Origin of the sequence: Streptomyces sp. SM18, from assembly GCF_002910775.2 — a bacterium.
Lineage (GTDB): Bacteria > Actinomycetota > Actinomycetes > Streptomycetales > Streptomycetaceae > Streptomyces > Streptomyces halstedii.
On the sequence record NZ_CP029342.1, the window covers coordinates 1,938,518 to 1,964,855 of the forward strand.

General features: G+C 73.7%; 25 protein-coding genes and 1 riboswitch. Of the genes, 13 read left to right on the forward strand and 12 right to left on the reverse strand.

From position 1 onward, the window contains the following. Positions 1 to 141: 141 nt before the first annotated feature. Entirely contained in the window at positions 142 to 1,941 is a 1,800-nt protein-coding gene (locus B9S64_RS08615) for an ABC transporter ATP-binding protein (RefSeq protein WP_103491698.1), read from the forward strand. Next, positions 1,938 to 3,701, forward strand: coding sequence for an ABC transporter ATP-binding protein (locus B9S64_RS08620; RefSeq protein ID WP_103491699.1), 1,764 nt, complete (start codon positions 1,938 to 1,940; stop codon positions 3,699 to 3,701). The genes B9S64_RS08615 and B9S64_RS08620 overlap by 4 nt, the downstream gene beginning before the upstream one ends. 32 nt (positions 3,702 to 3,733) lie before the next feature. On the opposite strand, the gene B9S64_RS08625 is transcribed toward B9S64_RS08620, so the two are convergent. Both B9S64_RS08625 and B9S64_RS08630 read right to left on the reverse strand, forming a co-directional pair. Continuing rightward, entirely contained in the window at positions 3,734 to 4,087 is a 354-nt protein-coding gene (locus B9S64_RS08625) for a hypothetical protein (protein ID WP_103491700.1), read from the reverse strand. Positions 4,088 to 4,137: 50 nt separating this feature from the next. Next, positions 4,138 to 4,632: a hypothetical protein gene (locus tag B9S64_RS08630; protein WP_103491701.1), complete on the reverse strand. Its 495-nt coding sequence runs from the start codon at positions 4,630 to 4,632 to the stop codon at positions 4,138 to 4,140. A 196-nt stretch (positions 4,633 to 4,828) separates the two neighbouring features. Then, positions 4,829 to 4,951: riboswitch (cobalamin riboswitch) on the forward strand. Positions 4,952 to 5,059: 108 nt separating this feature from the next. Here B9S64_RS08630 and B9S64_RS08635 point away from each other — a divergent pair. The 5 genes from B9S64_RS08635 to B9S64_RS08655 are packed head-to-tail and all read left to right on the forward strand — an operon-like array spanning position 5,060 to position 10,773. Beyond that, positions 5,060 to 6,307, forward strand: coding sequence for a prenyltransferase/squalene oxidase repeat-containing protein (locus B9S64_RS08635; RefSeq protein ID WP_103491702.1), 1,248 nt, complete (start codon positions 5,060 to 5,062; stop codon positions 6,305 to 6,307). Continuing rightward, on the forward strand, positions 6,304 to 6,993 hold the full coding sequence (locus B9S64_RS08640; protein WP_109492014.1) for an SCO2322 family protein: 690 nt from the start codon (positions 6,304 to 6,306) through the stop codon (positions 6,991 to 6,993). Before B9S64_RS08635 ends, B9S64_RS08640 begins: the two co-directional genes overlap by 4 nt. Then, the gene (locus B9S64_RS08645) at positions 6,990 to 8,141 is read left to right on the forward strand and encodes a cobalt ABC transporter permease (RefSeq protein ID WP_103505200.1); all 1,152 of its coding nucleotides are present in this window, start codon (positions 6,990 to 6,992) and stop codon (positions 8,139 to 8,141) included. The genes B9S64_RS08640 and B9S64_RS08645 overlap by 4 nt, the downstream gene beginning before the upstream one ends. Further along, on the forward strand, positions 8,138 to 9,952 hold the full coding sequence (locus B9S64_RS08650) for an ABC transporter ATP-binding protein (RefSeq protein WP_103488659.1): 1,815 nt from the start codon (positions 8,138 to 8,140) through the stop codon (positions 9,950 to 9,952). Before B9S64_RS08645 ends, B9S64_RS08650 begins: the two co-directional genes overlap by 4 nt. Further along, on the forward strand, positions 9,949 to 10,773 hold the full coding sequence (locus B9S64_RS08655) for an ECF transporter S component (protein ID WP_103488658.1): 825 nt from the start codon (positions 9,949 to 9,951) through the stop codon (positions 10,771 to 10,773). The genes B9S64_RS08650 and B9S64_RS08655 overlap by 4 nt, the downstream gene beginning before the upstream one ends. A 42-nt stretch (positions 10,774 to 10,815) precedes the next feature. Here the strand turns inward: B9S64_RS08655 and B9S64_RS08660 are convergent, their stop codons facing one another. Further along, positions 10,816 to 12,939, reverse strand: a complete 2,124-nt coding sequence (locus B9S64_RS08660; RefSeq protein WP_258037674.1) for a bifunctional glycosyltransferase 87/phosphatase PAP2 family protein — start codon at positions 12,937 to 12,939, stop codon at positions 10,816 to 10,818. Between the two features lie 235 nt (positions 12,940 to 13,174). Here B9S64_RS08660 and B9S64_RS08665 point away from each other — a divergent pair, with 235 nt between their 5' ends. Next, positions 13,175 to 13,651 (forward strand): GNAT family N-acetyltransferase, encoded by a 477-nt coding sequence (locus B9S64_RS08665; RefSeq protein ID WP_103488657.1) that lies wholly within the window; start codon positions 13,175 to 13,177, stop codon positions 13,649 to 13,651. A 93-nt stretch (positions 13,652 to 13,744) separates the two neighbouring features. Here the strand turns inward: B9S64_RS08665 and B9S64_RS08670 are convergent, their stop codons facing one another. Further along, positions 13,745 to 15,817, reverse strand: coding sequence for an MFS transporter (locus tag B9S64_RS08670; RefSeq protein ID WP_258037673.1), 2,073 nt, complete (start codon positions 15,815 to 15,817; stop codon positions 13,745 to 13,747). Positions 15,818 to 15,925: 108 nt separating this feature from the next. Here B9S64_RS08670 and B9S64_RS08675 point away from each other — a divergent pair, with 108 nt between their 5' ends. The 5 genes from B9S64_RS08675 (at position 15,926) to B9S64_RS08700 (ending at position 21,634) form a co-directional block, all read left to right on the forward strand. After that, positions 15,926 to 17,071 carry a peptidoglycan-binding protein gene (locus tag B9S64_RS08675; RefSeq protein ID WP_103505201.1) on the forward strand — a complete coding sequence of 382 codons (1,146 nt, stop codon included), beginning with the start codon at positions 15,926 to 15,928 and terminating at the stop codon, positions 17,069 to 17,071. A gap of 178 nt (positions 17,072 to 17,249) precedes the next feature. Continuing rightward, positions 17,250 to 17,915, forward strand: a complete 666-nt coding sequence (locus B9S64_RS08680) for an HAD-IA family hydrolase (protein ID WP_103491768.1) — start codon at positions 17,250 to 17,252, stop codon at positions 17,913 to 17,915. Positions 17,916 to 18,481: 566 nt separating this feature from the next. Next, positions 18,482 to 19,126: an HNH endonuclease family protein gene (locus B9S64_RS08690; protein WP_103491766.1), complete on the forward strand. Its 645-nt coding sequence runs from the start codon at positions 18,482 to 18,484 to the stop codon at positions 19,124 to 19,126. A 1,193-nt stretch (positions 19,127 to 20,319) separates the two neighbouring features. After that, positions 20,320 to 20,781, forward strand: a complete 462-nt coding sequence (locus B9S64_RS08695) for a DoxX family protein (RefSeq protein ID WP_028439913.1) — start codon at positions 20,320 to 20,322, stop codon at positions 20,779 to 20,781. 205 nt (positions 20,782 to 20,986) lie between these two features. Further along, a complete protein-coding gene (locus tag B9S64_RS08700; RefSeq protein ID WP_103491765.1) occupies positions 20,987 to 21,634 on the forward strand; it encodes a DedA family protein in 648 nt (215 codons plus the stop codon). Positions 21,635 to 21,707: 73 nt separating this feature from the next. On the opposite strand, the gene B9S64_RS08705 is transcribed toward B9S64_RS08700, so the two are convergent. From B9S64_RS08705 to B9S64_RS08740, 8 genes are all read right to left on the reverse strand, one after another. Continuing rightward, a complete protein-coding gene (locus B9S64_RS08705) occupies positions 21,708 to 21,935 on the reverse strand; it encodes a DUF2277 domain-containing protein (protein ID WP_103491764.1) in 228 nt (75 codons plus the stop codon). 41 nt (positions 21,936 to 21,976) lie between these two features. Then, positions 21,977 to 23,356: a DUF1254 domain-containing protein gene (locus B9S64_RS08710; protein ID WP_258037901.1), complete on the reverse strand. Its 1,380-nt coding sequence runs from the start codon at positions 23,354 to 23,356 to the stop codon at positions 21,977 to 21,979. A 1-nt stretch (position 23,357) separates the two neighbouring features. After that, complete coding sequence (locus B9S64_RS08715) at positions 23,358 to 23,798, reverse strand: hypothetical protein (RefSeq protein WP_103491763.1); 441 nt, start codon at positions 23,796 to 23,798, stop codon at positions 23,358 to 23,360. A gap of 115 nt (positions 23,799 to 23,913) precedes the next feature. Then, positions 23,914 to 24,261: a hypothetical protein gene (locus B9S64_RS08720; RefSeq protein WP_103491762.1), complete on the reverse strand. Its 348-nt coding sequence runs from the start codon at positions 24,259 to 24,261 to the stop codon at positions 23,914 to 23,916. 5 nt (positions 24,262 to 24,266) lie between these two features. Then, positions 24,267 to 24,482, reverse strand: coding sequence for a hypothetical protein (locus tag B9S64_RS08725; protein ID WP_028439907.1), 216 nt, complete (start codon positions 24,480 to 24,482; stop codon positions 24,267 to 24,269). Positions 24,483 to 24,535: 53 nt separating this feature from the next. Then, positions 24,536 to 25,387, reverse strand: a complete 852-nt coding sequence (locus tag B9S64_RS08730) for a helix-turn-helix transcriptional regulator (protein ID WP_028439906.1) — start codon at positions 25,385 to 25,387, stop codon at positions 24,536 to 24,538. A gap of 22 nt (positions 25,388 to 25,409) precedes the next feature. Continuing rightward, on the reverse strand, positions 25,410 to 25,940 hold the full coding sequence (locus tag B9S64_RS08735; RefSeq protein WP_103491761.1) for a DUF6879 family protein: 531 nt from the start codon (positions 25,938 to 25,940) through the stop codon (positions 25,410 to 25,412). After that, the gene (locus B9S64_RS08740; RefSeq protein WP_028439904.1) at positions 25,909 to 26,172 is read right to left on the reverse strand and encodes a hypothetical protein; all 264 of its coding nucleotides are present in this window, start codon (positions 26,170 to 26,172) and stop codon (positions 25,909 to 25,911) included. Before B9S64_RS08740 ends, B9S64_RS08735 begins: the two co-directional genes overlap by 32 nt. Positions 26,173 to 26,338: the final 166 nt, after the last annotated feature.

Sequence of the window (26,338 nt, forward strand, 5' to 3'; positions counted from 1 at the left end):
TTCCTGACTCTCCATCAGTCCTCTTGCTGTGTGAACCTCTTGAGGGCTCCCGCCGGACAGCCGCACGTCGCCCCGCCGAGTCGTGCCGGAGTCTCGCCGCGACGCGAGTCCTGCTCGACACACCGACGTGAGGAGCCCGAGATGACCGAAGGACCGGATCCGCGCACGTACCCGCGCAGCGTCCCCCACGCCGATCCGGGAGCGCCGGACCACCGCGGCCCGGCACGCTACCTCTGGTGGCTGGTCAGGACGCAACGCGAGCGGGTCGCCCTCGGGGCCCTGTGGGGCAGTTCGTGGATGTGCGCGCTCATGCTGCCGCCGCACATCATGTCCCAGGCGATCGACCGCGGTCTCCACGCGGGCGACCGGGGGCAGTTGGTCCTGTGGATCTCGGTCCTCCTCGTGGTCGGCGCGGCCGTCGCCGTCCTCGGCATCCTGCGCCACCGCACCATGACCCTCATCCGGACCGACGCGGCGTACCGCACGGTGCAGGTCGTCGTCCGGCACGTCACGCACCTGGGTGCGGCGCTGCCCGGCAAGGTGTCGGCGGGCGAGCTGGCCCATCTGCAGGCGGGCGACATCGGCCGGATCGCCCAGACCCTGACCGTCACGGGGCCCGGGGTGGGCGCGGTCATCGCGTACGCCGTGGCCACCGTGCTGCTGTTCCGCATCTCCGCCCTGCTGGCGCTCGTGGTCCTGCTGGGCGTCCCGCTCCTCGCGGTGACCATCGGCCCCCTGCTGGAGAAGCTGCACGGGGTGGAGGGGACCTACCGGGAGAAACAGGGCGAACTCACCGCCCAGGCGGTGGACATGGTGACCGGGCTGAGCGTGCTGAACGGCATCGGCGGGAAGCCGATGTTCGCCCGCCGCTACCGGGAGCGGTCCCAGGCACTCCTCACCGACGGCTACCGTGTCGCCTCCCTGACCAGCTGGGTGCAGTCCCTCGGCGCGTGCCTGCCGGTGATCTTCCTCGCCCTGGTCACCTGGATCGCCGCGCGGATGGCCGCGAGCGGCGCCATCACGGTCGGTGAACTGGTGGCCGTCTACGGGTACGTCGCCGCGCTCCTGGCGCCCGTGACCTTCTTCATCGAGGGCGCCGACGACCTCCCGCGCGGGCTCGTCTCCGCGCGCCGGGTGACCGACATCCTGGCGATGAGACCCGACGTCGAGGACGGCAGGACGCTGGTGCCGCGGCCGAACGGCCCCGCCGACCTGCGCGATCCGGCCTCCGGACTGGTGGTTCCCGCAGGCCGGACGACGGCCCTGGTGAGCGCCAGGCCCGACGAGACCCGGGCGGTGGTCGAACGGCTGGGCCGCTACACGGACTCCGACGTCACCTGGGGCGACGTCCCGCTGGCCGGCATAGGGCTCGCCGAGGTGCGCCGGCACATCCTCCTCGCCGACAACGACACGTACCTCTTCGGCGGTTCGGTCCGCGCCGCCGTCTCCGTACGGGACTCCCACTCCGAGGAGGACATCGGGCGGGCGATACGCGCGGCGGTGGCCGAGGACATCGTCGAGTCGCTGCCGGACGGGCTCGAATCCCGCCTGCGCAACCGGGCTCTCCATGTGTCCGGCGGCCAGCGGCAGCGGCTGCGGCTCGTGCGGGCGCTGCTCGCCGACCCCGAGATCCTGCTGCTCGTCGAGCCGACCTCGGCCCTGGACGCGCACACCGAGGCCACCGTCGCATCGCGGGTCAAGGCCGCCCGCCAGGGCCGCACCACCCTCGTCGTCAGCACGTCCCCGCTGCTGCTCGGCCACGCGGACCAGGTGTCGTACCTGGTGAACGGCCAGGTCGTCGCGACGGGCACGCACGGTGAACTGCTCGCGCGGCAGAGCGACTACCGGGCCCTGGTGTTCCGCGGCACCGACGAGAACGCCCCGGACGAGAGCGAACCGTCCGTCCGGGCAGCCGGTACCCAGGAAGGAATCAGCCGATGAGCGGCTCGTACGAGGTACCGCGGCTCCCGGTCGCCGACGCCCGAGCCGTGCGCCGGGGCACCTGGGGGCTGCTCACGGCCGACGGCCCCGCCATGGTCAAGATCATCGCCCTGACCTGTCTGGCCTCTCTCGCGGGCCTCGCGGGCCCGTGGCTGCTCGGCAGGATCGTCAGCGGGGTCGAGCAGGGCAGCATCACGACCGAGGGGGTCGACCGGCTGGCGATGACGGTACTCCTCGTCGCCGTGGCCCAGTTGGTGCTGACCCGGTACGCCCGGGCCCACTCCCACCGGTTCGGCGAGCGCGCGCTCGCCCGGCTGCGCGAGGAGGTCGTCGACCGGACCCTCGCCCTGCCGGCCAAGGTGGTCGAACAGGTCGGCACCGGCGATCTGGTGACCCGCACGTCCGTGGACGTCGACACCGTGGCCTTGACGCTGCGCAATGCGGCGCCCGACGTGTTCATCGCCCTTGTGCAGGTGTTGTTCATCTTCGTCGCCGTCTTCGTGCTGCATCCGCTGCTGGGGCTGTGCGCGCTCGTGGGCCTGCCGTTCGTCTGGTGGGCCGGCCGCTGGTACCTCGCCAGGGCCAGGGACGCCTATCTCGCCCAGGGCGCGGCCGCGTCCGACGTCGCCGAGGCGCTGAACGCCACGGCGCAGGGTGCCCGCACCGTCGAGGCGTTCGGGCTGCGCGAGAGCCGGGTGCTGCACACGGACAGGACCATCGACACGACGTACCGGGCGGCCCGGCGCACCCTGTTCCTGCGCACCGTGCTGTTCCCCGTCACCGGGTTCGCGCACACGCTGCCCCTGGCGCTGGTCCTCCTGGTGGGCGGGTTCGCCTATCTGAACGGGTCGGTCGCCCTGGGTGTGGTGGTGGCCAGCAGCCTCTACATGTGGCAGCTCGTCGACCCGCTCGACCGTGCGCTGGCCTGGGTGGAGCAGCTCCAGCGCAGCGGGGCCTCCTTCGCCCGGGTCAAGGGCGTCGGCCTGGTCACCGACACGACCGTGCCGGACTCCCGGCAGCCCGCCGACGGCCGCATCGAGGTCTCCGGAGTGCGGTACGCGTACTCCGGCACGCACGACGTGCTGGACGACGTCGACCTGACGGTGCGTCCCGGCGAACGGCTGGCGGTGGTCGGCTCCTCGGGCGCGGGCAAGTCCACCCTCGGCAAGCTGATGTCCGGTGTGGGGGCTCCGCGTACGGGGTCCATCGAGGTGGGCGGCGTCTCGGTGGCGGCCCTCGCCGCGGCGGGCGCGCTGGGCAACCGCATCGTCCTGATCACCCAGGAGCACCACGTGTTCCTGGGGACCCTCCGGGAGAACCTCACGATGGCGGCGCCGGACGCCGCCGACGGTGCCATGCTCGCCGCGCTCGCCATGGTGGAGGCCGACTGGGCCCAGGAGCTCCCGGACGGGCTCGACACCCGTCTCGGCGTCGGCGGGGTTCAGCTCGACGCCGCCCAGGCCCAGCAACTCACCCTGGCACGGGTGCAGTTGGCGGACCCCCATACCTTGATTCTCGACGAGGCGACCGCACTTCTCGATCCCACGACGGCACGGCACGCCGAACGGGCGATGGCCGCCGTCCGCGCCGATCGCACGGTGATCGCCATCGCGCACCGGCTACAGACCGCGCACGACGCCGACCGGGTCGCGGTCATGGAGGACGGCCGCATCGTCGAGCTCGGCACCCACGACGAACTGATCGCCGCCCAGGGGCCGTACGCGGCACTCTGGCGGTCCTGGAACGGCCAGGGCGGCTGAGGGGCCGCAGGTCCCGCCGGTGTGCCCGCCCATCACCCCGGCGCGCCCGCCCACGGCGCCCCGCCCAGGAACTCCGGCTGCTGGTACGGCTCCCACCACAGGGTGAGCCCCCACACGCCCAGCGCCAGCGACACCGCCGCCGCGGCGAAGGCCAGCCACGGCCGGTGCAGTCGGCGCAGGACCAGCATCCAGACCAGCAGCGGAAGCAGCGCCCCGCCGAGGGCGATCAGCGGGAGATCGACGTAGAGCACGCTGAGGTCGCGGCGCGACTGCTCGAAACCACCGGTGACGCTGACACGGGCGAGCGGCGCCCAGGCGAGGGTGGCGATCGCGGCACCCGCGACGGCGAGCAGGCACCCCGCGGAGCCCTGGTTCGGCTGGTCCATACCTCCCACGACGCGCTCTCCCCGCCCACGGTTCCGGCGGAGCGGCCCCCTCACGGCGCGGCCGGGTCGGTGTACTCGTCCCGCACCTCGCCGGGCACCTCGCAGCCGTCCTCGACGCCGGTGAACGTGACGCTCCGCGTACGGTCGGGTCCCAGCAGCGCCCAGGAGCGGGCGTAGAGCTTCCAGCCCCGCTTGGCGAAGGTGCGGAAGACCGCCTCCCCCTCGGCGTGGCTGGAGACGATCTCCCAGTCGTGCGAGCGCAGCCGCTCCTCCGTGCCCTCGAAACCGGCGGCTGCCACGTCCTCGGGCACCTGCCCGGACCAGGGCACGACGCACGCCCGCCAGCCGCCCTCCGGCAGACCGTCCAGGGACGTGTCACCCTCCGGGAGCCCGGCCGCCGTGGTGTAGGCGGATATCTCCCCGGCCACCGTCTCCCCGGTGAACGGGGCGGGCGGCACCCGCGAGGGTTTCGCCGCGCCCGCCTCCTGCCCGAGGAGCCCGCAGCCGGAGGCCACGCTCATGAACCCACTCACGGCGACGGTCACGGCCGCCGTTCTTCCTCTGCGCACAGGTGCTTCCCGCCCGGTCTCGACCCGCTCCACGGGCACCGCCCGTGTGATTTCCGCCGGAGTGTCGCATGTGCCCTGACCTGCTGTGAAGCCCCCACCCATGGTTCGCCGCCACGGACCGCCGGGTACGGCGGCAGGGGGCCGGCCCGCGCTCACACCGCCCCCGGTAGAGTGAGCGGGTCGTCCTCATGCCCGTACGGGGGGAAGCCGGTGCGAATCCGGCACTGACCCGCAGCCGTGTCCTCCCCCCGCCGGGTGGCCAGTCGGAATGCCCCGCACGTCAGCGTGACCGGCTCGTGCCACCGGAACCCCGGTGGGCGGCACCGTCGAGGTACACGGGGCCGGAGCCCGGCGCCATCCGTGCGCCCGTGCCCGGCCCTCGCAGGAGAGGCCCACCCAAGCCATGACCGTACGCCGCCGCGCGGCAGCGCTCGCGATCACCGCCGTGCTCGGTGCGGCCACCGCCCCCACCGCGGTCGCCGCCCCGTCCCCCTCCCCGTCCACCGACCTGCCCGCAGGCCTGTACGGCACCAAGGACCCGACCTACGACGGCGTGTGGCGCCAGTCGATGGCCTTCCTGGCCCAGCGGATCGAGCTGGTCACCCCCGCCACCGAGTCGGTGAACTGGCTCGTGGGCCAACAGTGCGACAGCGGCGCCTTCGCCGCCTACCGGGACGCCTCCCGCCCCTGCGACGCCGAGACGCTGGCCGACACCAACGCCACCGGGGCCGCGATCCAGGCGCTGATGGAGCTGGGCACCAACCGCCCGGCCGTGGACAACGGGGTCAGCTGGCTGAAGTCCGTCCAGAACGAGGACGGCGGCTGGGGCTACAACCCCGGCAGCCCCAGCGACGCCAACTCCACCGCCGTGGTGATCGGTGCCCTGGCCAGGGCCGGGGTGCCGCTGGCCGACCTCACCACCGCCGACGGCAAGACGCCGTACACGGCGCTCCAGTCGTTCGCCCTGCCGTGCGGCGGCGAGGACGGCGGGGCGTTCGCCTACCAGCCGGACAAGGACGGCACGCTCACCGCCAACGCGGACGCCACCGCCGCCGCGGTGCTCGGCGCGATGGGCAAGGGCATGGCGACGGGCAACTCCAACGCCGTCAAGGACCCCGTCTGCCACAAGGGCACCGGCCTCACCCCCGAGCAGTCCGCGCAGAACGGCGCCTTCTACCTGGCCGGAGCGCTCGCCGGGTCGGGCCACCTGGACACCCCGCCGATGCCCGGCGCCGAGGACTCCGACCCACAGCCCGACTTCGGCAACACCGCCGACGCGGTCGTCGCGCTGGCCGCGTCCGGCCACAAGGACAAGGCGGCGAAGGCGGTCGCCTACCTGGAGAAGAACGCCCAGGGCTGGGCGAAGGAGGGCGGCCCGGCCGCCACCGCCCAACTGGTGCTCGCCGCCCACGCGACCGGCACCGACGCCCGTGACTTCGGCGGCGTGGACCTCGTACGGCAGCTCAACGCGACGGGCCCCGCGCCCGCCGCCACCGCCGTGCCGTCCCCGACCGCGACCGACTCCACGCCGAAGAACACCAGCAGCGGCGACGGCGGACTCGGCGTCTGGTGGCTCGTCGGCATCGGACTCGCCTTCGGGGCGGGCATCGGCTTCCTGCTGAGCGGACGCCGGAAGAACCAGCAGCTGTGAGGCACCCGCGCGGCACGGCCGTGCTGCTCCTCCTGGTCGCCGCGGCCCTGACCGTGCTCGGCGCCGGGAACGCGCAGGCGGCCGGATACCGCTACTGGTCCTTCTGGGAGGGCGACACCGGCACCACCTGGACGTACGCCACCCAGGGGCCCTCCCTGGTCCGGCCCGACGACGGCACCGTGCAGGGGTTCCGTTTCGCGGTCAGCGAGGACTCCCAGGACGCCGCCCGGCCGCGCCGCGCCCCGGACTTCGCCGCGATCTGCGCGGGCACCCCGGCGCAGGACGGCCGCAAGCGGGTCGCGCTGGTCATCGACGCGGGTACGGCCGCCGACGCGCCGGACGGCGAGACCCCGCCCGCGCCGCGCACCGCGTGCGCCCGGGTGGCGCCCGACGCGAGCACCGCCCAGGCGCTCGCGTCGGTGGCGAAGCCCCTGCGGTACGACAGCTCCGCGATGCTCTGCGCGATCTCCGGCTATCCGCGTTCCGGCTGCGGTGAGCAGGTCTCCGGGGACAGCGGCGCGGCGGAGTCCACCGCTCCGGCCGGCAGCCCCGACGCCTCCCCGACCGCCGCCGCCCAGGGTTCCGGCGACGACGGGGGCGGCCCGTCCGCCGGGGTCCTCGCCGGGGGCGTCGCGGTCCTCGTCCTCGGTGCCGCCGCCGTCCTGCGGGCCCGCCGCCGCCGATGAACCGTTCCACGGGCCTCGCCCGGCTCCCCCATGCCCTGCGGGCGCCCGCCGCGAGCCGCAGCAACGCGGTGCCGGCCGGGGCCTGGTGGCTGTGGGCGCTGGGGCTGGCCACCGCCGCCTCCCGCACCACCAACCCACTGCTGCTCGGGCTGCTGGTCGGGGTGGCCGGCTATGTGGTGGCGGCCCGCCGCACGGACGCGCCGTGGGCCCGCTCCTACGGGGCGTTCGTCAAGCTCGGCCTGTTCGTCGTGGGGGTGCGGCTGGTCTTCTCGGTCCTGCTCGGCTCCTCGGTCCCGGGGACCCGGCTGCTCTTCACCCTCCCCGAGATCCCGCTGCCCGACTGGGCGCAGGGTGTCCGCGTCGGCGGCCAGGTCACCGCCGAGCAACTGGTCTTCGCGCTGTACGACGGGGCGAAGCTGGCCACGCTGCTGATCTGCGTCGGCGCCGCGAACTCGCTCGCCAACCCGGCCCGGCTGCTCAAGTCGCTGCCGGGCGCGCTGTACGAGGCGGGGGTGGCCGTCGTCGTCGCGATGACGTTCGCGCCGAACATGGTCGCCGACGTGCTGCGGCTGCGGACGGCCCGCCGGCTGCGCGGCCGCCCCACGGGCGGGGTCGCGGCGGTGCTCCAGATCGGGCTGCCGGTCCTGGAGGGCGCCCTGGAACGGTCGGTGGCGCTCGCCGCGTCGATGGACGCGCGGGGGTACGGGCGTACCGCCCAGGTCCCGCCCGCCGTCCGGCACACCACCAACGCGCTCACGCTCGGCGGACTGCTGGGGGTGTGCGCCGGCACGTACGGGCTGCTGGCCGCGCAGGGCGCGGTGTACGGGCTGCCGCTGCTGGGGGCCGGGCTGGTCGCGGCCCTCGCCGGGCTCAAGCTCGGCGGCCGGCGCTCGGTGCGCACCCGGTACCGGCCCGACCGGTGGGGCGCGCGGGCGTGGCTGGTCGCGGGCTCGGGCGTCCTGGTCGCGGCGGCCCTGATCGTGGCCGCGGGTGCCGATCCGGAGGCGCTGCACCCCGGTGTCGTACCGCTGAGCCCGCCCGTCCTGCCGCTGTGGCCCGCCGCGGCGGTGCTGGCCGGGCTGCTGCCCGCCGTCGTCGCGCCCGTCCCGGCGGCGGCCTCCCCCGTGGACCCCGAGGAGCAGGCGTGATCCGGTTCGAACAGGTCGCGGTGCGGTACGCGGACGCGGACCGCCCTTCGCTCTCGGGCGTCGACCTCACCGTCCCGGAGGGCGAACTGGTCCTCCTGGTCGGCCCGTCCGGTGTCGGCAAGTCGACACTGCTGGGGGCCGTGTCGGGTCTCGTCCCGCACTTCACCGGCGGGGTGCTGACCGGCCGGGTGACGGTGGACGGCCGGGACACCCGCACCCACAAGCCCCGTGAACTGGCCGACCTGGTCGGCACGGTGGGCCAGGACCCGCTCGCCCACTTCGTCACCGACACGGTCGAGGACGAGCTGGCCTACGGCATGGAGTCGCTGGGTCTGGCCCCCGACGTGATGCGGCGGCGGGTCGAGGAGACGCTGGACCTGCTGGGCCTGGCCGAACTGCGCGACCGCCCCATCGCCACGCTGTCCGGGGGCCAGCAGCAGCGCGTCGCGATCGGCTCGGTCCTCACCCCGCACCCGAAGGTCCTGGTCCTGGACGAGCCGACGTCCGCGCTGGACCCGGCGGCGGCCGAAGAGGTGCTGGCGGTGCTCCAGCGGCTGGTCCACGACCTGGGCACCACGGTGCTGATGGCCGAACACCGCCTGGAGCGGGTGGTGCAGTACGCCGACCAGGTCCTCCTGCTCCCCTCGCCGGGCGCCGCCCCGGTGCTGGGCCCGCCCGCCGACATCATGGCGCTCTCGCCCGTACGCCCTCCGGTGGTGGACCTCGGCCGCCTGGCGGGCTGGGACCCGCTCCCCCTGTCGATCCGCGACGCCCGCCGCCGCGCGGCACCGCTGCGGGCCCGGCTGGCCCCGCTGACCGGCCCAGACGCGGACGCGGGGCAGGGTCCGGGTCCGGGTCCGGTGGACGGCTTGGCCGCGCCGGACCACCCGTCCGGCGCCGAGACCCCGGCGCCGGTGGAACCCCCCGCTCCCCGAAGCGGTTTCCTCGCCCGGCTGCGGGGACGCCGCCGCCCCGCCACTGGCGTACCAGGAGCCCCCGGCGTACCCGGAGACGCGCCGCTCCCCCGGGGCGGTGTCGTCGCCCGTGCCGACGGGCTCGGGCTGCGGCGCGGGCGGGTGGAGGCGCTGCGCCGGGTGACGCTGTCCGTGGCACCGGGTGAGACCGTCGCGCTGATGGGACGCAACGGCGCGGGCAAGTCCACCCTGCTGTCCGCGCTCGTCGGCATGCTGGAACCCACCTCGGGCTCCGTGCTCGTCGGCGGCCTGCGCCCGTCCCGTACGGCCCCCCGCGAGATGGTGCGCCTCGTCGGGCTCGTCCCCCAGGAGCCCCGCGACCTGCTGTACGCGGACACGGTCGCCGCCGAGTGCGCGGCGGCCGACTCCGACGCGGGCGCGCCCCCCGGCAGTTGCCGCGCCCTGGTGTCCGAGCTGCTGCCGGGCGTACCGGACGCCACCCACCCCCGCGACCTCTCCGAGGGCCAGCGGCTGGCGCTGGCCCTGGCCCTCGTCCTCACCGCCCGGCCCCCGCTCCTCCTCCTGGACGAGCCCACCCGCGGCCTCGACTACGCCGCCAAGGCCCGGCTGGTCGGTGTCCTGCGCCGACTGGCCGGCGAGGGCCACGCCATCGTCCTGGCCACGCACGACGTGGAACTGGCGGCGGAGTCGGCCCACCGGGTGGTGATCCTCGCGGACGGCGAGGTCGTCGCGGACGGCCCGACCGCCCGGGTGGTGGTCTCCTCCCCCGCCTTCGCCCCGCAGACCGCGAAGATCCTGGCCCCCCAGGAGTGGCTGACCGTGACCCAGGTCCGTACGGCCCTGGAGGCCGCCCCGCCGACGGAGCCCCCCGCATGACCGGCCCCCGCCCCGCACGCCCCGTCCGCCTCGGCCCGAGGGCCGTCGTCGCGCTCGTGCTGGTCGGCGCGATCGGCCTGATGGCGTTCGGCTGGCCGCTGCTGGCGTCCGGTACGAGTGCCGGGGTCGCCCACCCCCAGGACGCGCCGTGGCTCTTCGCCGTGCTGCTGGTGCTGCTCGTCGGGGTGGCCGTCGCGACCGTCGCGGACGGCGGCCTGGACGCCAAGGCGGTGGCGATGCTCGGCGTGCTCGCGGCGGTCGGTGCCGCGCTGCGCCCGCTGGGCGCGGGGACGGCGGGCCTGGAGCCGATGTTCTTCCTGATGGTGCTGAGCGGCCGGGTGCTGGGACCCGGCTTCGGCTTCGTGCTCGGCTCGGTGACGATGTTCGCCTCCGCGCTGCTCACCGGCGGGGTCGGGCCGTGGATGCCGTTCCAGATGCTGTCGATGGGCTGGTTCGCCATGGGCGCGGGCCTGCTGCCGGGCGCCGAACGGCTGCGTGGCCGGGGTGAGCTGCTGATGCTGGCGGGGTACGGCTTCGTGGCGGCGTTCGCGTACGGCACGATCATGAACCTGTACGGCTGGACGATCGTGCCGGGCCAGGCCTCGGGCATCTCCTTCGTCCCGGGCGACCCGCTGGGCGAGAACCTGGTCCGGTTCCTCGCGTACTGTCTGGCGACCTCGCTCGGCTGGGACCTCGGCCGGGCGGCCCTCACCGTGGTGCTGACCCTGGCGATCGGGCCGACCCTGCTGAAGGCGCTGCGCCGCGCCACCCGCCGGGCGGCCTTCGAGGCCCCGGTGACGTTCGAGGCCCCCGAACGGTAGGGGCGGCGCGCGGGCCGTACGGTCGCGCCCGCGCGCCCGCCGTCAGGTCGTCCGGCCCGCCGGTGCGGCCACCGGCTCCTCCGTACCGCCGCCGGACCCCGGGCCCGTCCCGGCGCCCTCGTCCGTACCCTCCACCGCTTCCGTCCCCCGCGTGCTCGCGGCCTCTTCCGTCCCCTTCGCCTCTTCCGTCGCCTCCGTCTCAGGCGTCTTCGGGAGGAGCCGGCGGGGTCCGGCCAGGGCGTACGTCAGGCCGAAGCCCAGGCCCACGACGGTCGCCCCGCCCACCGCGTCCAGGATCCAGTGGTTCCCGGTGGCGACGATGCACGAGACCGTGAACAGCGGGTGCAGCAGGCCCAGCGCCTTCATCCACCCCTTCGGGGCCAGTACGAGGATCACCAGACCGCACCAGAGAGACCAGCCGAAGTGCAGCGAGGGCATCGCCGCGTACTGGTTGGTCACCGCCGTCAGCGCCCCGAAGTCCGGACTCGAAAGGTCCTGCATCCCGTGGACGGTGTCGATGAAGCCGAGGCCCGGCATCAGGCGCGGCGGGGCCAGCGGGTAGAGCCAGAAGCCGACCAGGGCGAGGACCGTGGCGAAACCGATGGAGCTGCGGGCCCAGCGGTAGTCGGAGGGCCGCCGTACGTACAGCACGCCGAGGATCGTGAGCGGCACGATGAAGTGGAACGTCGAGTAGTAGTAGTCGAAGAACTCCCGCAGCCAGGGGATGCCGACGACCGTGTGGTTGACCCAGTGTTCGACGTCGATGCGCAGCCACTGCTCCAGGGAGTGGATCTGCCGGCCGTGTTCCTCGGCGGTGGGGCGCCCCACCGCCGCCGCGAGCCGGACCTTGGCGTAGGCGGAGTAGACGACCCGGATGAGCAGCAGTTCCAGCAGCAGGTTGGGGCGGCTGAGCACCCGCCGCCAGAACGGCAGCAGCGGCACCCAGGAGAACCGGGACGCGACCGGGACCGCGTAGTCGGTGGGGACGGGCCGCTGCCAGTGGGGCGAGGTGCGCGGCAGGAACGGCGCCACGCAGGCGGCCCCGAGCGCCGCGATGAGCAGCACGTTGTCGCGTACGGGCAGGAGGGCCCCGATGTTCGGCAGCAGCATCTTGCCGGGCAGGGTGAGGACCAGCACCACGACGGCGGGCCAGACCAGCCGGTCGGAGGCCTTGGTGCCGACCCGGCCGACGACGGCGAGCAGCACCCAGAGCAGCTGGTGCTGCCAGGTGGTGGGCGAGACGGCGACGGCCACACAGCCGGTGACGGCGACGGCCAGCAGGAGTTGCCCGTCGTGGGCGTAGCGGACCGCGCGCCGCAGCCCGAGGACGGTGACGGCGACGGCCAGGACGAGGAAGAGCACGATCTCCAGCGGCCCCTGGAGCCCGAACCGGAGCAGCGCCCCGTGCAGGGACTGGTTGGCCAGGCTGTCCGGGTTCCCGCCCAGCCCCGCGCCCGCCACATGGTGCACCCAGTACGTCCAGGAGTCGTGCGGCATCGCCGCCCAGGCCAGCGCCGTGCAGAAGGCGAAGGAAGCGCCCCCGGCCACGGCGGCGCGGCGCCTCCCGGTAAACCAGAACAGCACGGCGAAGAGCAGCACGGCCGGCTGGAGGGCCGCGGCGAGCCCGACGAGCACCCCGGACAGCCGCTCCTGCCGGACGGCGAAGAAGGCCAGCAGCACCAGCAGGACGGGGAGGATGCTGGTCTGGCCGAGGTACAGCGTGTTCCGGACGGGCAGCGAGACCATGAACAGGGTGACCGCGACGGGTCCGGCCAGATAACCGGTGCGCCGGGCGACGGGCCCCGGCAGTCCCCGCGCGGCGACGAGGCCGAGCGCCACCACGAGCAGCAGGCTGCCGAAGGTCCAGACGACACCGAGCGCCTCTTCGGCCGAGGTCGTCAGGGGTCTCAGGACCAGCCCGGCGAACGGAGTCCCGGCGAACCGGCCCGGTTCGTAGAGGGACCCGGTCACGTGCAGGATGCCGTCCTGGCCGGTCCAGCTCTCCAGGTCGAGGAGCTTCTCACCGGGGCGCCGGTCCAGCACCGCCGCCATCTGCCGTACCCCGAGGACGGCCACGACGAGCCAGAGCACCGCCCGGACCACCCCGGCTCTCGCCCCCGGTTCCGCCGTCACGTCCCCCCGCGCACCGCGCTCCGCCTCTGCCACTTGGCGCCGCCCCTCCCAGAGATCCGCACACGGTCCCGGTGGGTCCGGGTATGTGCGGATGAAGCCTGCCATTACCTTGTCCGGCAGACCCAATCAACCCCCTCTTCGCCTGACTGTCACGATGCTTTGGCGGGAAACGGGCGCACCGAGCCCGCATACGGCTCCGGGGCCCCCGTCCGGCAGGACCGCCCTTAATAGTTCGTCACGTCGTCCACCTCGTGGCCAGAATGGCCCGATGACCTGGACGGTGGCCCCCGAGCGCTTCGACAGCCCCGACGCGGCGCTCCTGCGACGCGCGTACTACGACGAGGTGGCGAGCCGCTACTGGGGGCGTCCCGCGACCGCCGGGGAGATCGACGCGGGTCTGGCCGGGGACGGGGCCGAGCGGCTCACCCCGCCCACCGGGGAGTTCGTGGTGGGGCGCCACGGGCAGCGGCCGGCCGCCTGCGCGGGTCTGCTCCTCGTCGACGGAACGACCGCCGAGCTGACCCGGGTGTTCGTACGTCCCGCGTTCCGGTCCACGGGCGGTGGCGGGCTGCTGCTGGCGGCGGCCGAACGCGCGGCGCGGGCGTTCGGGGTGACGCGGATCCGCCTCGACACCCGGCACGACCTGGTCGAGGCACGGGGGCTGTACGCGAAGCACGGCTACGTGGAGGTTCCGGCGTTCAACGAGGGTCCGTACGCGGAGCACTGGTTCGCCAAGGAGCTGTGAGCCCGCGCCCACCGGACCGCCGGCGCCCACCGGACCGCCGGGGCCCGCCGGGCCGGGGGCCCGCCCGACGGCTCGGCCCACCGGGTCGCCCGCTCAGGCCGAGTGGTCGCGGCGCGGTTCGGGCATGTGCGGCCGCTCCCGGCTGGAACCGCTCACCTCGGCGGTCAGCTCGGTCACCAGGCGGACGAGGTCGGTGGGCCGGTCCGGGCCCCACCAGTCGCCCAGCAGCTCGGCCAGTGAGTCCTCACGGGCCCGGGAGAGCCGGACCACCGCCTCGGCGCCCGGTTCGGTGAGCACCAGCTGCACCCCCACGCGCCGGACCAGGCCGCGCTCCTCCACCTGGCGGGCCGCCTGGCTGATCACCCGCAGCGGCACGGGGGCGACCTCGGCGAGACGGCCCGGTTCGACGGTGCCGTGCCGTTTGATGCGCAGCAGCAGCCAGCTGGCGGCGGGCAGCAGGTCGTACCCGGCCTGCTCGGTGATCTTCTCGTAGATCTCCCGGCGCCCCTCCCGGGTGGCCAGTACGGACAGGGCGCGGGCGCATTCGTCCAGCGAGGAGCGCTGGACCGGGTTCGAGGCGAGCGTCTCGCTGGGGTCGGGGGCGGTCACCGAGCCGCGCAGCGGGTCCTCCCGGAGGAACCAGGCGAAGAGGAAGGCGACGAGGACGACCGGGACCGCGTAGAGGAAGACGTCCGTGATCGAGTTCGAGTAGGCGTCGAGGACGGCGGGGCGCAGGTCGGCCGGGAGCCGCCCGAGGGCCCGGGGGTCGGCGGCCAGGGACCCGGCGTCCGTACCGGGCGGGAGCGAGCGGCCGGAGAGCGCGGCCTGGAGTTTGCCGGTCAGCCGGTTGGTGAAGATGGTGCCGAAGACGGCCACGCCGAACGACGCGCCGATGGACCGGAAGAAGGTCGCGCCGGACGTGGCGACGCCGAGGTCCTCGTACCCCACGGCGTTCTGCACGGCCAGCACGAGCACCTGCATGACCAGGCCGAGCCCGGCGCCGAAGACGAAGAAGTAGAGGCTCATCGTCCAGGTGGAGCTGGACCGGGACAGCTGGGAGAGCAGCAGCAGGCCGACCGCGGTGAGGGCGGTTCCGGTGACCGGGAAGACCTTCCAGTGCCCGGTGCGGCTGACGATCTGTCCGGAGCCGGTCGAGGTGATCAGCAGGCCGAAGACCATCGGCAGCATGTGCACCCCGGACAGGGTCGGGGTGATGCCGTGCACGACCTGGAGGAAGGTCGGCAGGTAGGTCATCGCCCCGAACATCGCGAACCCGATGACGAAGCTGATGACGGCGACGAGGGTGAAGGTCCGGATCCGGAACAGTTTCAGCGGCAGCACCGGTTCGACCGCCCGGCGCTCCGTCGCGACGAACGCCACGAGGAGGACGACGGCGAGGACGGCCAGGGCGATGATCTGGAACGAGCCCCAGGCCCAGGTGGAACCGCCCAGGGACGCCACGAGGACCAGGGCGGTGGCGACCGCGGCGATGAGGAAGGTGCCCAGGTAGTCGATGGTGTGCTTGGTGCGGCGGACGGGGATGTGGAGGACGGCGGCGATGACGAGGAGGGCGACGACGCCGATCGGCAGGTTGATGTAGAAGACCCAGCGCCAGCTGAGGTGCTGGGTGAAGAAGCCGCCGAGGAGCGGGCCGAGCACGCTGGTGACACCGAACACGGCGCCGAACAGACCCTGGTACTTGCCGCGTTCGCGCGGCGTGACGATGTCGCCGACGATCGCCATCGACAGGACCATCAGCCCGCCGCCGCCGAGTCCCTGGAGGGCGCGGAAGCCGATGAGCTGGGGCATGCTCTGCGCCAGGCCGCAGAGGGCCGAACCGACGAGGAAGATGACGATGGCCGTCTGGAAGAGCTTCTTGCGCCCGTACTGGTCGCCGAGCTTGCCCCAGAGCGGGGTCGCCGCGGTCGCGGCGAGCAGATAGGCGGTGACCACCCAGGACAGGTGGTCGAGGCCGCCGAGGTCGCTGACGATGGTCGGCAGCGCGGTGGAGACGATGGTCTGATCGAGTGCCGCGAGCAGCATGCCGAGGAGCAGCGCGCCGATGGCCACCAGGACACTCCGCGTGGACCGTCCCTCGCCCGGCGCTGCGGCGGGCGGGCTCAACTCCTGGGCCATGACCATCTCCTCGGATCCACTTTCCCCCATCCTGGCCGTTACATCCCGTTATGGCCTGCCGAGAAGGAGATGCGAGCGTGGGGCTTGCCCATGACGGCCTGCATAATCGCAGGCAGTTCACAGGGGAGGGGACCCACAATGACCGGACATATGTGCCCGGAGTGCGGTGGCGATCAGGGCGCGAGACCCGGCTGCGGCTGTGTGGCCGTCGCGGGCACGGCCCGGCAGGACGGCGGGCCGGAGCAGTGGACGGACCACGGGCACGTGGCGGCGCGCACGGCGGAGATGGCCGCCGCCGAGGACTTCGACCCGCTGCGGATCCGGCCGTACGTGACACTGCCGAACGACGCGGCGCACCACGGCACGCACGACGGGCCGGGCGGCGGGGCGTCGGGTGGCACGCACGACGGCACGTCCGGCGGCACGGTGGGCGGCACTCACGGCGGCACGTCCGGCGGGCCGGGCACCGGGGCGTACGACGGGTCGAACGGCGGGACGCGGGAGCACGGCGCACCGGCCGAGGCCCCGACGATGGCGCTCTTCCTGGGCGACGCGGCGGCGAGGGGCGCGGCGGGCGGCACACCGGACCCCGGGGCCCCTGGCACCCCCGGCCGGCCCCGGCGGCGTACCCCCGACACCTACGCGGCCGAGGCTCCGGACCCCGTACGCCCCCGGCGTCGCAAGCCCCTCGCCGCCATCGCGGTGGGCGCCGCGGTGGCCGCGGTGGTGGGGACCGCCGCGTTCGCGAGCGGGCTGTTCGGCGGCGACGAGCCCGACGAGGAGGCCCTGCCCGAGATCACGACGAGCGTCCCGGACGTCACCGACGAGCCGGCCGCCTCCGTGTCCGCGTCCCCGTCGGCGTCCGGCTCCCCCACCCCCTCCCACTCGGCCTCCGCCTCCCCGTCGGCCTCCGCGTCCTCCTCCCCCTCCGCCTCGCCGAGCGCCTCGGCCTCCCCCAGCGCCACCGCCGCGACGGAACCGCCGCCCTCGGCGTCCGCCTCCGCGTCCCCGAGCACGGCACCGGCCGCACCCCCGGTCCAGGCCACGGGCGGAACACTGCGGCGCGGCGACCAGGGACCGGAAGTGGCGGAGCTCCAGCGCCGGTTGCAGGAGAAGTGGATCTACATGGGACCGGACGACGCCCACTACACGGACCGGGTGGAGCGGGCGGTGCGTGAGTTCCAGCGGTGGGTCTCGGTCAGCACCGACCCTCCGGGTGTGTACGGCCCGGAGACCCGCAGGGCGCTGGAGGCCGAGACGACCGGTTCGGGACGGCCGTACTGACGCCCCGGGCCCCCGCACGAGGTCCGCGACGTGCGGGACTGGCATTCGGGCGCCGGTTTTTGTATCGTGATGGAACAAAGTAGCCTCCGCCCGTTTTCCCTGACCGGCGGGCGGGGCTGCTTGTTCTCCCGCCCCGCAGCCATGGGCTGCCCGCACCACCGCGCTCTGGAGCCTGCCCATGTCGGCCACCGTCCTCGAAGCCCGCGCCCTCCTCCTGGACATGGACGGCACGCTCGTGAACTCGGACGCCGTGGTCGAGCGCTGCTGGCGCCGCTGGGCCCAGAGGCAGGGACTCGCCCCCGAGACGGTCCTCGCCGTCGTCCACGGACGCCAGGGGTACGCCACGATGGCCGCCCTCCTGCCGGACCGCCCGATGGAGCAGAACCACGCCGAGAACCGGGTCATGCTCGCCGAGGAGACCGCCGACACCGAGGGCGTGGTGCCCATCGGCGGCGCCGCCGCGTTCATGGCGTCGCTCGCCGGACTGCCGCACGCGCTGGTGACCTCCGCCGACGAGGCGCTCGCCCAGGCCCGGATGGGCGCGGCCGGCCTTCCCGTACCGAGCGTGCGGGTCACCGCCGAGCACGTCGGCGCCAGCAAGCCGGACCCGGAGGGCTTCCTCAAGGGCGCGGCGGACCTGGGATTCGACCCGGCGGACTGCGTCGTCTTCGAGGACTCCGAGGCGGGCATCACGGCCGGACGCGCGGCCGGTATGCGGATCGTGGGCATCGGCCCGCGCGCGGCGGCGTTCTCGCCGGACGTGTACATCGAGGACCTGACCCGGCTCCGGGTGGAAGCGACGCCCGAGGGCCGCGTCCGCCTGCACATCGACGCCGCGCGCTAAGGGCCCGCCCTCAGACAACCCACCCCTCGCCGGACGCCTGCCTCCTGGGTAGGCACCCGCCTCCCGCGCGGACGTCCGCTCCCGGTGGCTCCGGCCACCCGGTGGGCTCCGGCCTCCCGCCAGGCACTCCCTCCCGGTGGGCGACCGCCCCCGCCGCACACCCTCCCTCCGGCGCCCGTCCGCACCGCACCACCCGTTCGCCCTCCACCGCCCGCCGGCAGGCAACCGCCTCCCGGCGGGCGTTCGTTCGCGCGTCGCCATCCGCTGTCCGGCGGGCGCCCGTTCGTACGCGGTGCGCCCCGTTCCGCCGCACGGTGAGCCCCGCGAACGCCCCGTTCCACGGCCGACGCGCGGACAGACAGCGCCCGTTGACCCTCTCATCGGCCGACGCCTCGGTCCGAACGAACTACAGACGGAACGTCAGAGCTATGCCCGTACCCCTTGATGTGACGTGCGCATGTCGCCACTCTGTTACCTGACGACCACCACACGGAAACCCGGTATCGCCACGATGACCGGGCCACCGCACGTCGTCCGCAGGTTCCCCCCACATCAAGGGAGTTCACATGCTCGGCATCTACGCGCGTCGCATAGCCGTCGCCGCCTCCGCCGCAGCCCTCGCCGCCACCACGGTGCTCCTCACCGCCCCGGCCGCCCAGGCCGCGATGCCCACGCCGATCGCCGCATCGACCGCCCGTACCTACCTCAGCCAGCTCACCGTCTCCGCCGAGGGCTCCTCCTCGGGCTACAGCCGCGACAAGTTCCCCCACTGGATCACCCAGTCCGGCACCTGCAACACCCGCGAGGTCGTCCTGAAGCGCGACGGCACCGGCGTCGTCCAGGACGCCTCCTGCGCCGCGACCAGCGGCAGTTGGTACTCGGAGTACGACGGCGCCACCTGGACGGCCGCCTCCGACGTGGACATCGACCACATGGTCCCGCTCGCCGAGGCGTGGCGGTCCGGCGCGAGCAGCTGGACCAACGCCCAACGCCAGGCGTACGCCAATGACCTGACGCGCCCTCAGCTCATCGCGGTGACGGACAACGTCAACCAGTCCAAGGGCGACAAGGACCCGGCCAAGTGGATGCCGCCGCGCACCGCCTACCACTGCACGTACGCCCGCGCCTGGGTGCACGTGAAGCACTACTACAACCTCAGCGTGGACTCGGCCGAGAAGACCGCGCTCCAGACCGCGCTGAAGGGCTGCTGAGCCCCCGCCGCACCAGGCCGGAATCCCCGCAGGGACCCCGGCCGCACCAGGCGGGGTTCCCGGTCACGCCCTCCGGGAACCCCGCCGCACCGCCCTGATGACCCGCCACACCGCTCCGATGGCCGCCCGGGGATCCCGCCGCGCTTCGCAGGCGGGGCCCGCCCGGGGCCCCCGCCGCACCGCCGGGAAGGCGAAGCCGCCCGCCCCATCGGGGAAACCACCCGCGTAAGGCACACCTCGGCCATCATCTGGAGCCCCCTCCGCTCATAAGGTGCAGGCAGGCGGCCGAAGGCGTGCGTATTTTCGGCCGAGTACAGAGCCGGTGCCGGGCGCCCGGACGGCCCCCGCCCCGGCCCGGGAGCGCTCATTGGTACGCACGGTCGGCAATGCCCGGCGGATGCGCGAAAAAGGGCTCCGCAGAGCCGGTCGCCGCCATCTCGACGCCCGCTGGAATCCCCCTCGGCGACGGCCGCCACACCTCCCCCGCGACGCCAGGGGCCGGGACCGCGTCCCCCGGCCGGGCAGGCACCTCCACCGCGGGGAAGGCGCGCGGCCGGAGACCCGGGCGGACCCGGCGGGAGAGCGCGGCACGCCCGTGACCTGGCACATCACACGGGCGCACCCCCTGAGCGTTCCGCCGCCCGTCCACCGCTCTGCGGAACGCCGGCCGGGGCCGTGACCCCCTGATGACGGTTTGCGCCCTCCCGGGCGATGTGCACCATGTTCATGTCACCCGGCCCCTCGGCCCCAGAAGTCACCGGCCGACACTCGGGACCCCCGCCTCCCCTCGCTGACCTGCCCTCCCGCCCACAACTCCCCCTTCACGCCCCCGAAGACAGCCCTCCGACCCGACCAGGACCGGCCGGACCGGTGCATTCAGCACGCATCGAGCCGCCACGGGTACGCCGGGCCGGGCCCGGCGCACCGACGCGGCACCAGCCGGTCCGGCCGGACGATCAGCTGATGACACTCCCCCGCCGTGACCGGAATTCCCGGGCCGCCATTGGTTCAGGCCAATCGGCGATCCACTGGTCCACCAGCGGTCACGGCCCGGACGGGCGAGCGGAATTCGAACGCGTGAAAACTTTTCGGCCAGCTTGACGAACTGTTTAAGTTGCAAGCACTTGTGAGGCAAACCTAACCTGTCGGATCCGATCGGTTCACGTCCCCGTACCGAAGGAGCCCACCCCCACATGTTCACGCATCTGAACAGGGCACAGCCTTACGCCCTCGCGCTCTTCCGCATCGTGATCGGCTTTCTCTTCGCCTGCCACGGCGCGGCCTCCCTCTTCGGCATACTCGGCGGCGCCATGGGCGGAGGTTCCATACCCGTCGGCACCTGGCCCGGGTGGTACGCCGCGGTGATCCAGCTCGTCGGCGGCACCCTGGTCGCACTCGGCCTCGGCACCCGCGTCGCCGCCCTCGCGGCCTCCGGATCGATGGCGTACGCGTACTTCAGCGTTCACCAGCCCGATTCGCTGTTCCCCCTGCAGAACGGGGGCGAGTCCTCGGCGGTGTTCTGCTGGGCCTTCCTCCTGCTGGTCTTCACGGGCCCCGGCGCCGTGGCCGTGGACCGGCTGTTCTCCACCCGCACCGCTCCCCCGCGTGAGGAGGAGCGGACCACGCGCGAGAAGTCACCGGCCGTCCCGGTCTGACCGGCCCCGACGTCCGATACGCCCCGCCGGCCCCACCCGAGGCCGGCGGGGCGTACGTGACCTGCACAACATCGCTACCCACCGGCGAACTTCACCTGAACCCCAGAAGTATCCTGGAGTGCTGGCCTATCGTCGGCCTGCCGCTCCGGCCGCTCCCTGCGACGTCGCGGTGTCTACACGCGGCGACACGAACGGGGAGTGGAACGTGCTTGAGAGTGTGGGTGCGCTGACCGGCAGCCCATGGATCTACGCGGTGGTCGCCCTCTCGGTGCTTCTGGACGTGTTCCTTCCTCTTCTGCCCAGCGGTGTGCTCGTGATCGCGGCCGCGACGGCCGCGGCGGCGAGCACGACGACGGTCACCGCGGCGGCCGGCGGTGCCACCCGGCAGGTCCCGTCCCTGCTGGTGCTGATGCTGTGCGCGGCCACCGCCTCCGTACTGGGCGACCTGGTCGCCTACCGTCTCGCCTGGCGCGGCGGAGCACGCCTGGACCGGGCGATCGCCCGGTCCCGCCGCCTCACCACCGCGCAGGAACGCCTCGGAGCCGCCCTGAGCCGCGGTGGGGGCGCGCTCGTCGTCGTGGCCCGCTTCGCCCCGGCCGGCCGCTCGGTGGTCTCCCTCGGCGCGGGCGCCGCCCATCGCCGGGCGAAGGACTTCCTGCCCTGGTCGGCCCTGGCGGGCGTGGCCTGGGCCGCGTACAGCGTGGGCCTCGGCTACTTCGGCGGCCAGTGGCTGGGCGCGACCTGGCTGGGCACGGCCGTCTCGGTGCTCGCCCTGTTCCTGGCGGGTTCGCTGGCAGCCGTCGTCGTCCGGCGCCCCGCCCGCGACCGGCGGCCCACCCCGACCGGAGTCTGAGAGCCGGCCCAGCCCCTCAGACTCCGGGCACAAGGGCACCCGGGCACCTGCCGCGCACGCGGACGGCGGCTCCTCACACGTGGGCCGAAGCGGCTCCCCGTATCTCCAGACCGTCCAGCAGCCGGGCGGTAGCCTCCGCGACCTCGGCGACGGCCCGGTCGAAGACCTCCTGGTTGTGCGCGGCGGGCGCCCGGAAGCCCGACACCTTGCGCACGTACTGCAAGGCGGCGGCCCTGATCTCCTCCTCGGTGGCTTCCTCGGGGATGGCGGGCGGACGAAGGGTCTTGATGTTGCGGCACATGTCTCCAGTGTGACGCGTACCACTGACAGTCCGCCCGAACGCTAGGCCCCGGCGGCCCGTTCCACAGCGGGCAGAGCGTACGTACGGTCGAGAACCGCCTGGTCAGGGGCGTACATCCGCATCACCAGCCGGAAGCCGCCGGAGGGTGCGGGCAGCCAGTTCGCCGCCCGGCCCGCCTCCCTGGGCCGCTCCCTGGCGATGTGCAGGGTCACCGCGCCGCCGTCCTCGTACACCAGGCCCGGCGTCCGGGATCCGATCGCGTACCGCTCCTCCGGCCCGGCGACCAGGTGGTTCCCCGGGAGTTCGTACACGCTCAGCGACCAGAAGGCCCCCACGGGTGGCGGCGGGTCCAGCCGCAGGAGGTAGCCGTGGGCGCCGTCGAAGCGGTGCCCACGGGCGTCGCGGACGGCGGACGCGGACATCGCCTCGTACCCGTGCGGTTCCCAGAGCGCCCGGCGCGCCGCCACCGCCCGCACCAGGTACGCGGCCTCCCGGTCCGGGACCTGCCACCAGGGCGAGCCGAGGGTGCCGACACCGAAGTGGTCCAGGTTGTAGTCGTGCAGGTGGGGCTCGGCGTACCAGGCCTCCGGCCGCTCCGGGAACCGGCTCGCCGCCGCCACCCGCGCCCGGCCCAGCTCCAGCCCCCGCGTCAGCGCCTCCACGAGCGCGGGCCCGGGCGACACGTACGGCGAGAGGCCCTCCTCCAGCAGCCCCAGGGGCTGGAACCGGGCCTGGTGGTCGAGGTCGGCCGGGGCGGGCGGGAAGTCCGCCGCCCACACCCGCATCCGCTCGAAGAAGCCCAGCGCCACCGGCACGTCGGAGTCCGGCGCGGGCACCCCCGTCCGGTGCGCCCGGTCGCCGAGGTGGGTGAGGGTGAGTTCCTGCTGGAGGGCGCGTACCCGGGGCAGGTCCTCGGGCCCGTGGCAGGCGATGCGGCCGACGAGCGACACGACGGACGTGGGGGCGTCGATGACGCCCGTCTCCACGTCGGGCACGGTCCCGGCCCAGCCGGGCGGCACGAGCAGAAAGTCGCCCTCCCGCGTACCGGTGGCCCGGCTGCCGACGTAGGCGAAGGTGTTGGTCCAGGCGTCCACGAACTGGAGCACGTAGTACTCCCCGCCGGTGTCCGGCACGTGCAGCCGCACCGGCCCGCCGGACAGGTCGATCTGGGCGAGCGCGTCGACGAGGTCGGGGGCCGCGCCCGGGACGTGCGCGGCGGGCGTGGCCGGGCCCTCCGCGTGGGCGAAGTCGTTGAACGGCGTGGGCCCGAGGGTGCCGTACCCCTGCTGGAGGAAGGCCCGCACCGCAGCCATCTGGCGGACCAGCGCCGAGCCGTAGACGTAGGCGTCGGCGGCGAGACGGGCGGTGTCTTCCGGCCCCGTGCCGCCCGGTTCCCGGCCGTCCTGCCGCCCGTGGCCCACCTCAGACGACCGGCCTCGTCCGGGAGGTGCACAGGGCCCAGATCACGAACGTGTCGATCGCGATGGAGACGATGGCCCACACCGGCTGGTAGGGCAGCCAGATGAAGTTGGCAACGATGTTGAGGGCCGCCAGCACCACACCCACGAACCGGGCCCATCCGGCGCCCCTCAGGATGCCGAGACCGACGATCATCAGGACGATCCCGAGCGCGAGGTGGATCCAGCCCCAGGCCGTGACGTCGAACTTGAACGTGTAGTTCCTGACGCGTGCGTAGACGTCGTCGGACGCGATACCGGCGATGCCCTTGAAGACGTCCAGTACGCCGTCCACGAACAGCAGGACACCGGCGAACATGGTCCCGCCCGCCGCCCACGGGCTGCCCGGCGGCCCGGGGCGCCGGGGCGGTCGGGTGTCGCTGGACGAGGGTGCTGACTGGGTCATGGGATCCTCCACTCGACGGGCGGGAGGCCCGTCGCCGTCAGGTGGACGGGCAGCTCCGACCCTGGAGGACGCCCACCTCCACGACGACCCGGACGCACCCGTTCGGGTGAGCCGGTCAAGGGGCCGTCACGGTCAGCACCCGGCCTCGGGAGTCGACGGTGAGGGCGATGCGCTCGACCTTGTTCGTCCACGCCAGGGCGGCCCAGGCCACGCCCCACACGCCACACGAACACACCGTGAGGAAGGCGTGCAGCACGTGGTTGACGGGCTGCCCGCGCACCAGGACGGCCTGGCTCCCGGACCGCGACTCCACCCGCCATCCGGTCGCGATCCGCCGGCTGACGACCCAGTCCAGGATCAGCCCCCGCTGGGTGCCACCGGGCGTCGGTCCTTCGGCTCCGTAGTAGCCGGGAGGCGGCTCCAGCGAGGTCTCGACGGCCCGGGACGCTCCACGGAACCACATGGCGCTCACCTCCAGGTGTCCAGGTCCCCGCCCCGCCACTCGATCAACTCCGGCTGGTCGAGGTCGATCTCCTCGACCCCTTCGGCGAAGCCCGCCCGCCGCAGGAACGCGGCGACGTCCCCGCGCCCGAGTGCCGTACCCACGATCTGCCCGCGCACGGTGACCCGCCGCCCACCGGACGACGAGGGCGGATACACGATCACGGGCGGGTGTCCGGACATACCTCCACGGTCCCCCGCACCCCACGAAACCGCATCCCGGACCCGCGTTCCGGTCAGCCGAGCGCCTCGATGGCCTTCACGATCAGCGCCCGCGCGGCCGCCCCGTACACGGCCGACCGTCTCAGGTCCTCGAAGGCCCGCACGTACAACGCGATCTCGCTGGGCTGTGTGATCCGCACCTGCGCGGAGACCAGCTCGACGGAGACCAGCGTGTCGTCGTACACGTGGAAGGTCTCGCGCGGCCACTGGTCCTGCCGCTTCGTCGCCGCCGGGACGATGCCGAGGGACACGGCCGGCAGGGCACCGGCCGTGAGGAGGTGACCGAGCTGAGCGGCCATCGCGGCGTCGTCACCGACCCGGTAGCGCAGCACCGCCTCCTCGACGAGGAGGACGAACCGATGGCCACGCTCGTGGACGATGCGCGAGCGATCGACCCGGGCGCGGGCGGCTTCGACGCTGTCGTCCACGGGAAGGTCGCGGAAGCGGGCGCTCATCCCCAGGACGGCGGCGGCGTATCCCTCGGTCTGGAGGAGGCCGGGGACGAGGGTGGAGGAGTACACACGGAACAGTTCGGTCTGCCGGAAGAACGTCACCGCGCTGTCCTGCAGTTGCTTCAGCCCGCTGCGCGTCCGGTGCCGCCACTCGCTGTACATGGACTCGGCGTGCAACGACTGGACGATCAGGTCGTCGGCCTGGCCCTCACTGCCGACCGTACGGCACCAGAGCCGGATGTCCGTGGCGGTCGGCGCCGTCTTCGCGTTCTCGATCCGGGACGTCTTCGCGTGGTGCCACCCGCAGCCGCGCGCCAGCTCGACGACGGTGAGCCCGGCTCCCTTCCTCAGGTCACGCAGGCGCCTGGCCACGACGGCGCGTGCGGATTGCGCGGAAGAGGAAGGGAGCGTCATATGGCCTGTCCAGGGCTCGGTGTCAGCGGATCGTGTACTGGTCGTGCGGCACAGCGCGCTCCCACACCGTCTCGAACGCGGCGGCGCACAGCTCCACCGCACGGGGGCTGTCGGTGATCTCCGGGCCCTCGGACGAGCCGTCACCGGAGAAGTGGTTCCACTGGACCACCTGGCCGTCGAACAGCCAGAAGTCGTTCCCGGGCAGCGCGATGTCCGAGGCCTCGCGGCGGGACAGCCAGCGGACCTGCTCGCCGGCGGCGACGTTGGTGAACGTGCTGGAGTGCTCGTACCGGATGTACTCGCTGACCGGCTCGGACACGATGCGGGCCCGCCGTATGACGACTCCGCGGTCCACCGTCTCGGTCACGAGGTCGAGCCAGGGCCGCCACCAGGACGCGCGGTCGGCGGGATCGGGCCGGATCCCGGCGCGCCAGTCCGCGAACGGTCCGGTCTCGTAGTCCACGGCGTAGGCGTCGCGCATCTCCAGGTGCGTCGCGGACCGGGTGCAGTCGGCGAGGAGGTCACGGAAGGTCCGCGGCACGCTCGACGACATCGCACGCCTCCCTGACCATGTGCACCATCCTCGCGGGGATGCGTATCACCGCCTCGGTGTCCGGGATACCGGCGGCGTGGCCGGGGAGTTGGAGCGCCCCGCACTCGGCTTCGAGCTCCGGATCGGCCCTCCAGCCCTGGAGGACGAGCTCCTTCTTGCCGAGATCGGCCCAGACCGTGGGGCTCTCGTGGTCCCCGGTGTTCGGGTCGATCCCGATGAAGAGTAAGGACATGCTGGTCTCCGTCAGTCGGCTGTGCGTCGGATGTGCATCTGTGTGCTCCACGGTCGGGGAACCCCCTGCCTCCGTCAAGCCCGCCTGGGCGCAACTCCCCCTGGCGAGAGGCTTGTATGCACACTTCTGCACACCACTGGTGCGCAAGCGATTCCGCTCCTTACCG

What these genes read in the sequence shown, in the direction of transcription:
- B9S64_RS08670 (WP_258037673.1), bottom strand. Translation starts at nt 15,817, where the DNA reads ATGGGGGAAAGTGGATCCGAGGAGATGGTCATGGCCCAGGAGTTGAGC.
- B9S64_RS08720 (WP_103491762.1), bottom strand. Translation starts at nt 24,261, where the DNA reads ATGTGGTTCCGTGGAGCGTCCCGGGCCGTCGAGACCTCGCTGGAGCCG.
- B9S64_RS08695 (WP_028439913.1), top strand. Translation starts at nt 20,320, where the DNA reads ATGTTCACGCATCTGAACAGGGCACAGCCTTACGCCCTCGCGCTCTTC.
- B9S64_RS08675 (WP_103505201.1), top strand. Translation starts at nt 15,926, where the DNA reads ATGACCGGACATATGTGCCCGGAGTGCGGTGGCGATCAGGGCGCGAGA.
- B9S64_RS08740 (WP_028439904.1), bottom strand. Translation starts at nt 26,172, where the DNA reads ATGTCCTTACTCTTCATCGGGATCGACCCGAACACCGGGGACCACGAG.
- B9S64_RS08730 (WP_028439906.1), bottom strand. Translation starts at nt 25,387, where the DNA reads ATGACGCTCCCTTCCTCTTCCGCGCAATCCGCACGCGCCGTCGTGGCC.
- B9S64_RS08705 (WP_103491764.1), bottom strand. Translation starts at nt 21,935, where the DNA reads ATGTGCCGCAACATCAAGACCCTTCGTCCGCCCGCCATCCCCGAGGAA.
- B9S64_RS08665 (WP_103488657.1), top strand. Translation starts at nt 13,175, where the DNA reads ATGACCTGGACGGTGGCCCCCGAGCGCTTCGACAGCCCCGACGCGGCG.
- B9S64_RS08615 (WP_103491698.1), top strand. Translation starts at nt 142, where the DNA reads ATGACCGAAGGACCGGATCCGCGCACGTACCCGCGCAGCGTCCCCCAC.
- B9S64_RS08620 (WP_103491699.1), top strand. Translation starts at nt 1,938, where the DNA reads ATGAGCGGCTCGTACGAGGTACCGCGGCTCCCGGTCGCCGACGCCCGA.
- B9S64_RS08725 (WP_028439907.1), bottom strand. Translation starts at nt 24,482, where the DNA reads ATGTCCGGACACCCGCCCGTGATCGTGTATCCGCCCTCGTCGTCCGGT.
- B9S64_RS08690 (WP_103491766.1), top strand. Translation starts at nt 18,482, where the DNA reads ATGCTCGGCATCTACGCGCGTCGCATAGCCGTCGCCGCCTCCGCCGCA.
- B9S64_RS08635 (WP_103491702.1), top strand. Translation starts at nt 5,060, where the DNA reads ATGACCGTACGCCGCCGCGCGGCAGCGCTCGCGATCACCGCCGTGCTC.
- B9S64_RS08645 (WP_103505200.1), top strand. Translation starts at nt 6,990, where the DNA reads ATGAACCGTTCCACGGGCCTCGCCCGGCTCCCCCATGCCCTGCGGGCG.
- B9S64_RS08715 (WP_103491763.1), bottom strand. Translation starts at nt 23,798, where the DNA reads ATGACCCAGTCAGCACCCTCGTCCAGCGACACCCGACCGCCCCGGCGC.
- B9S64_RS08680 (WP_103491768.1), top strand. Translation starts at nt 17,250, where the DNA reads ATGTCGGCCACCGTCCTCGAAGCCCGCGCCCTCCTCCTGGACATGGAC.
- B9S64_RS08735 (WP_103491761.1), bottom strand. Translation starts at nt 25,940, where the DNA reads ATGTCGTCGAGCGTGCCGCGGACCTTCCGTGACCTCCTCGCCGACTGC.
- B9S64_RS08625 (WP_103491700.1), bottom strand. Translation starts at nt 4,087, where the DNA reads ATGGACCAGCCGAACCAGGGCTCCGCGGGGTGCCTGCTCGCCGTCGCG.
- B9S64_RS08655 (WP_103488658.1), top strand. Translation starts at nt 9,949, where the DNA reads ATGACCGGCCCCCGCCCCGCACGCCCCGTCCGCCTCGGCCCGAGGGCC.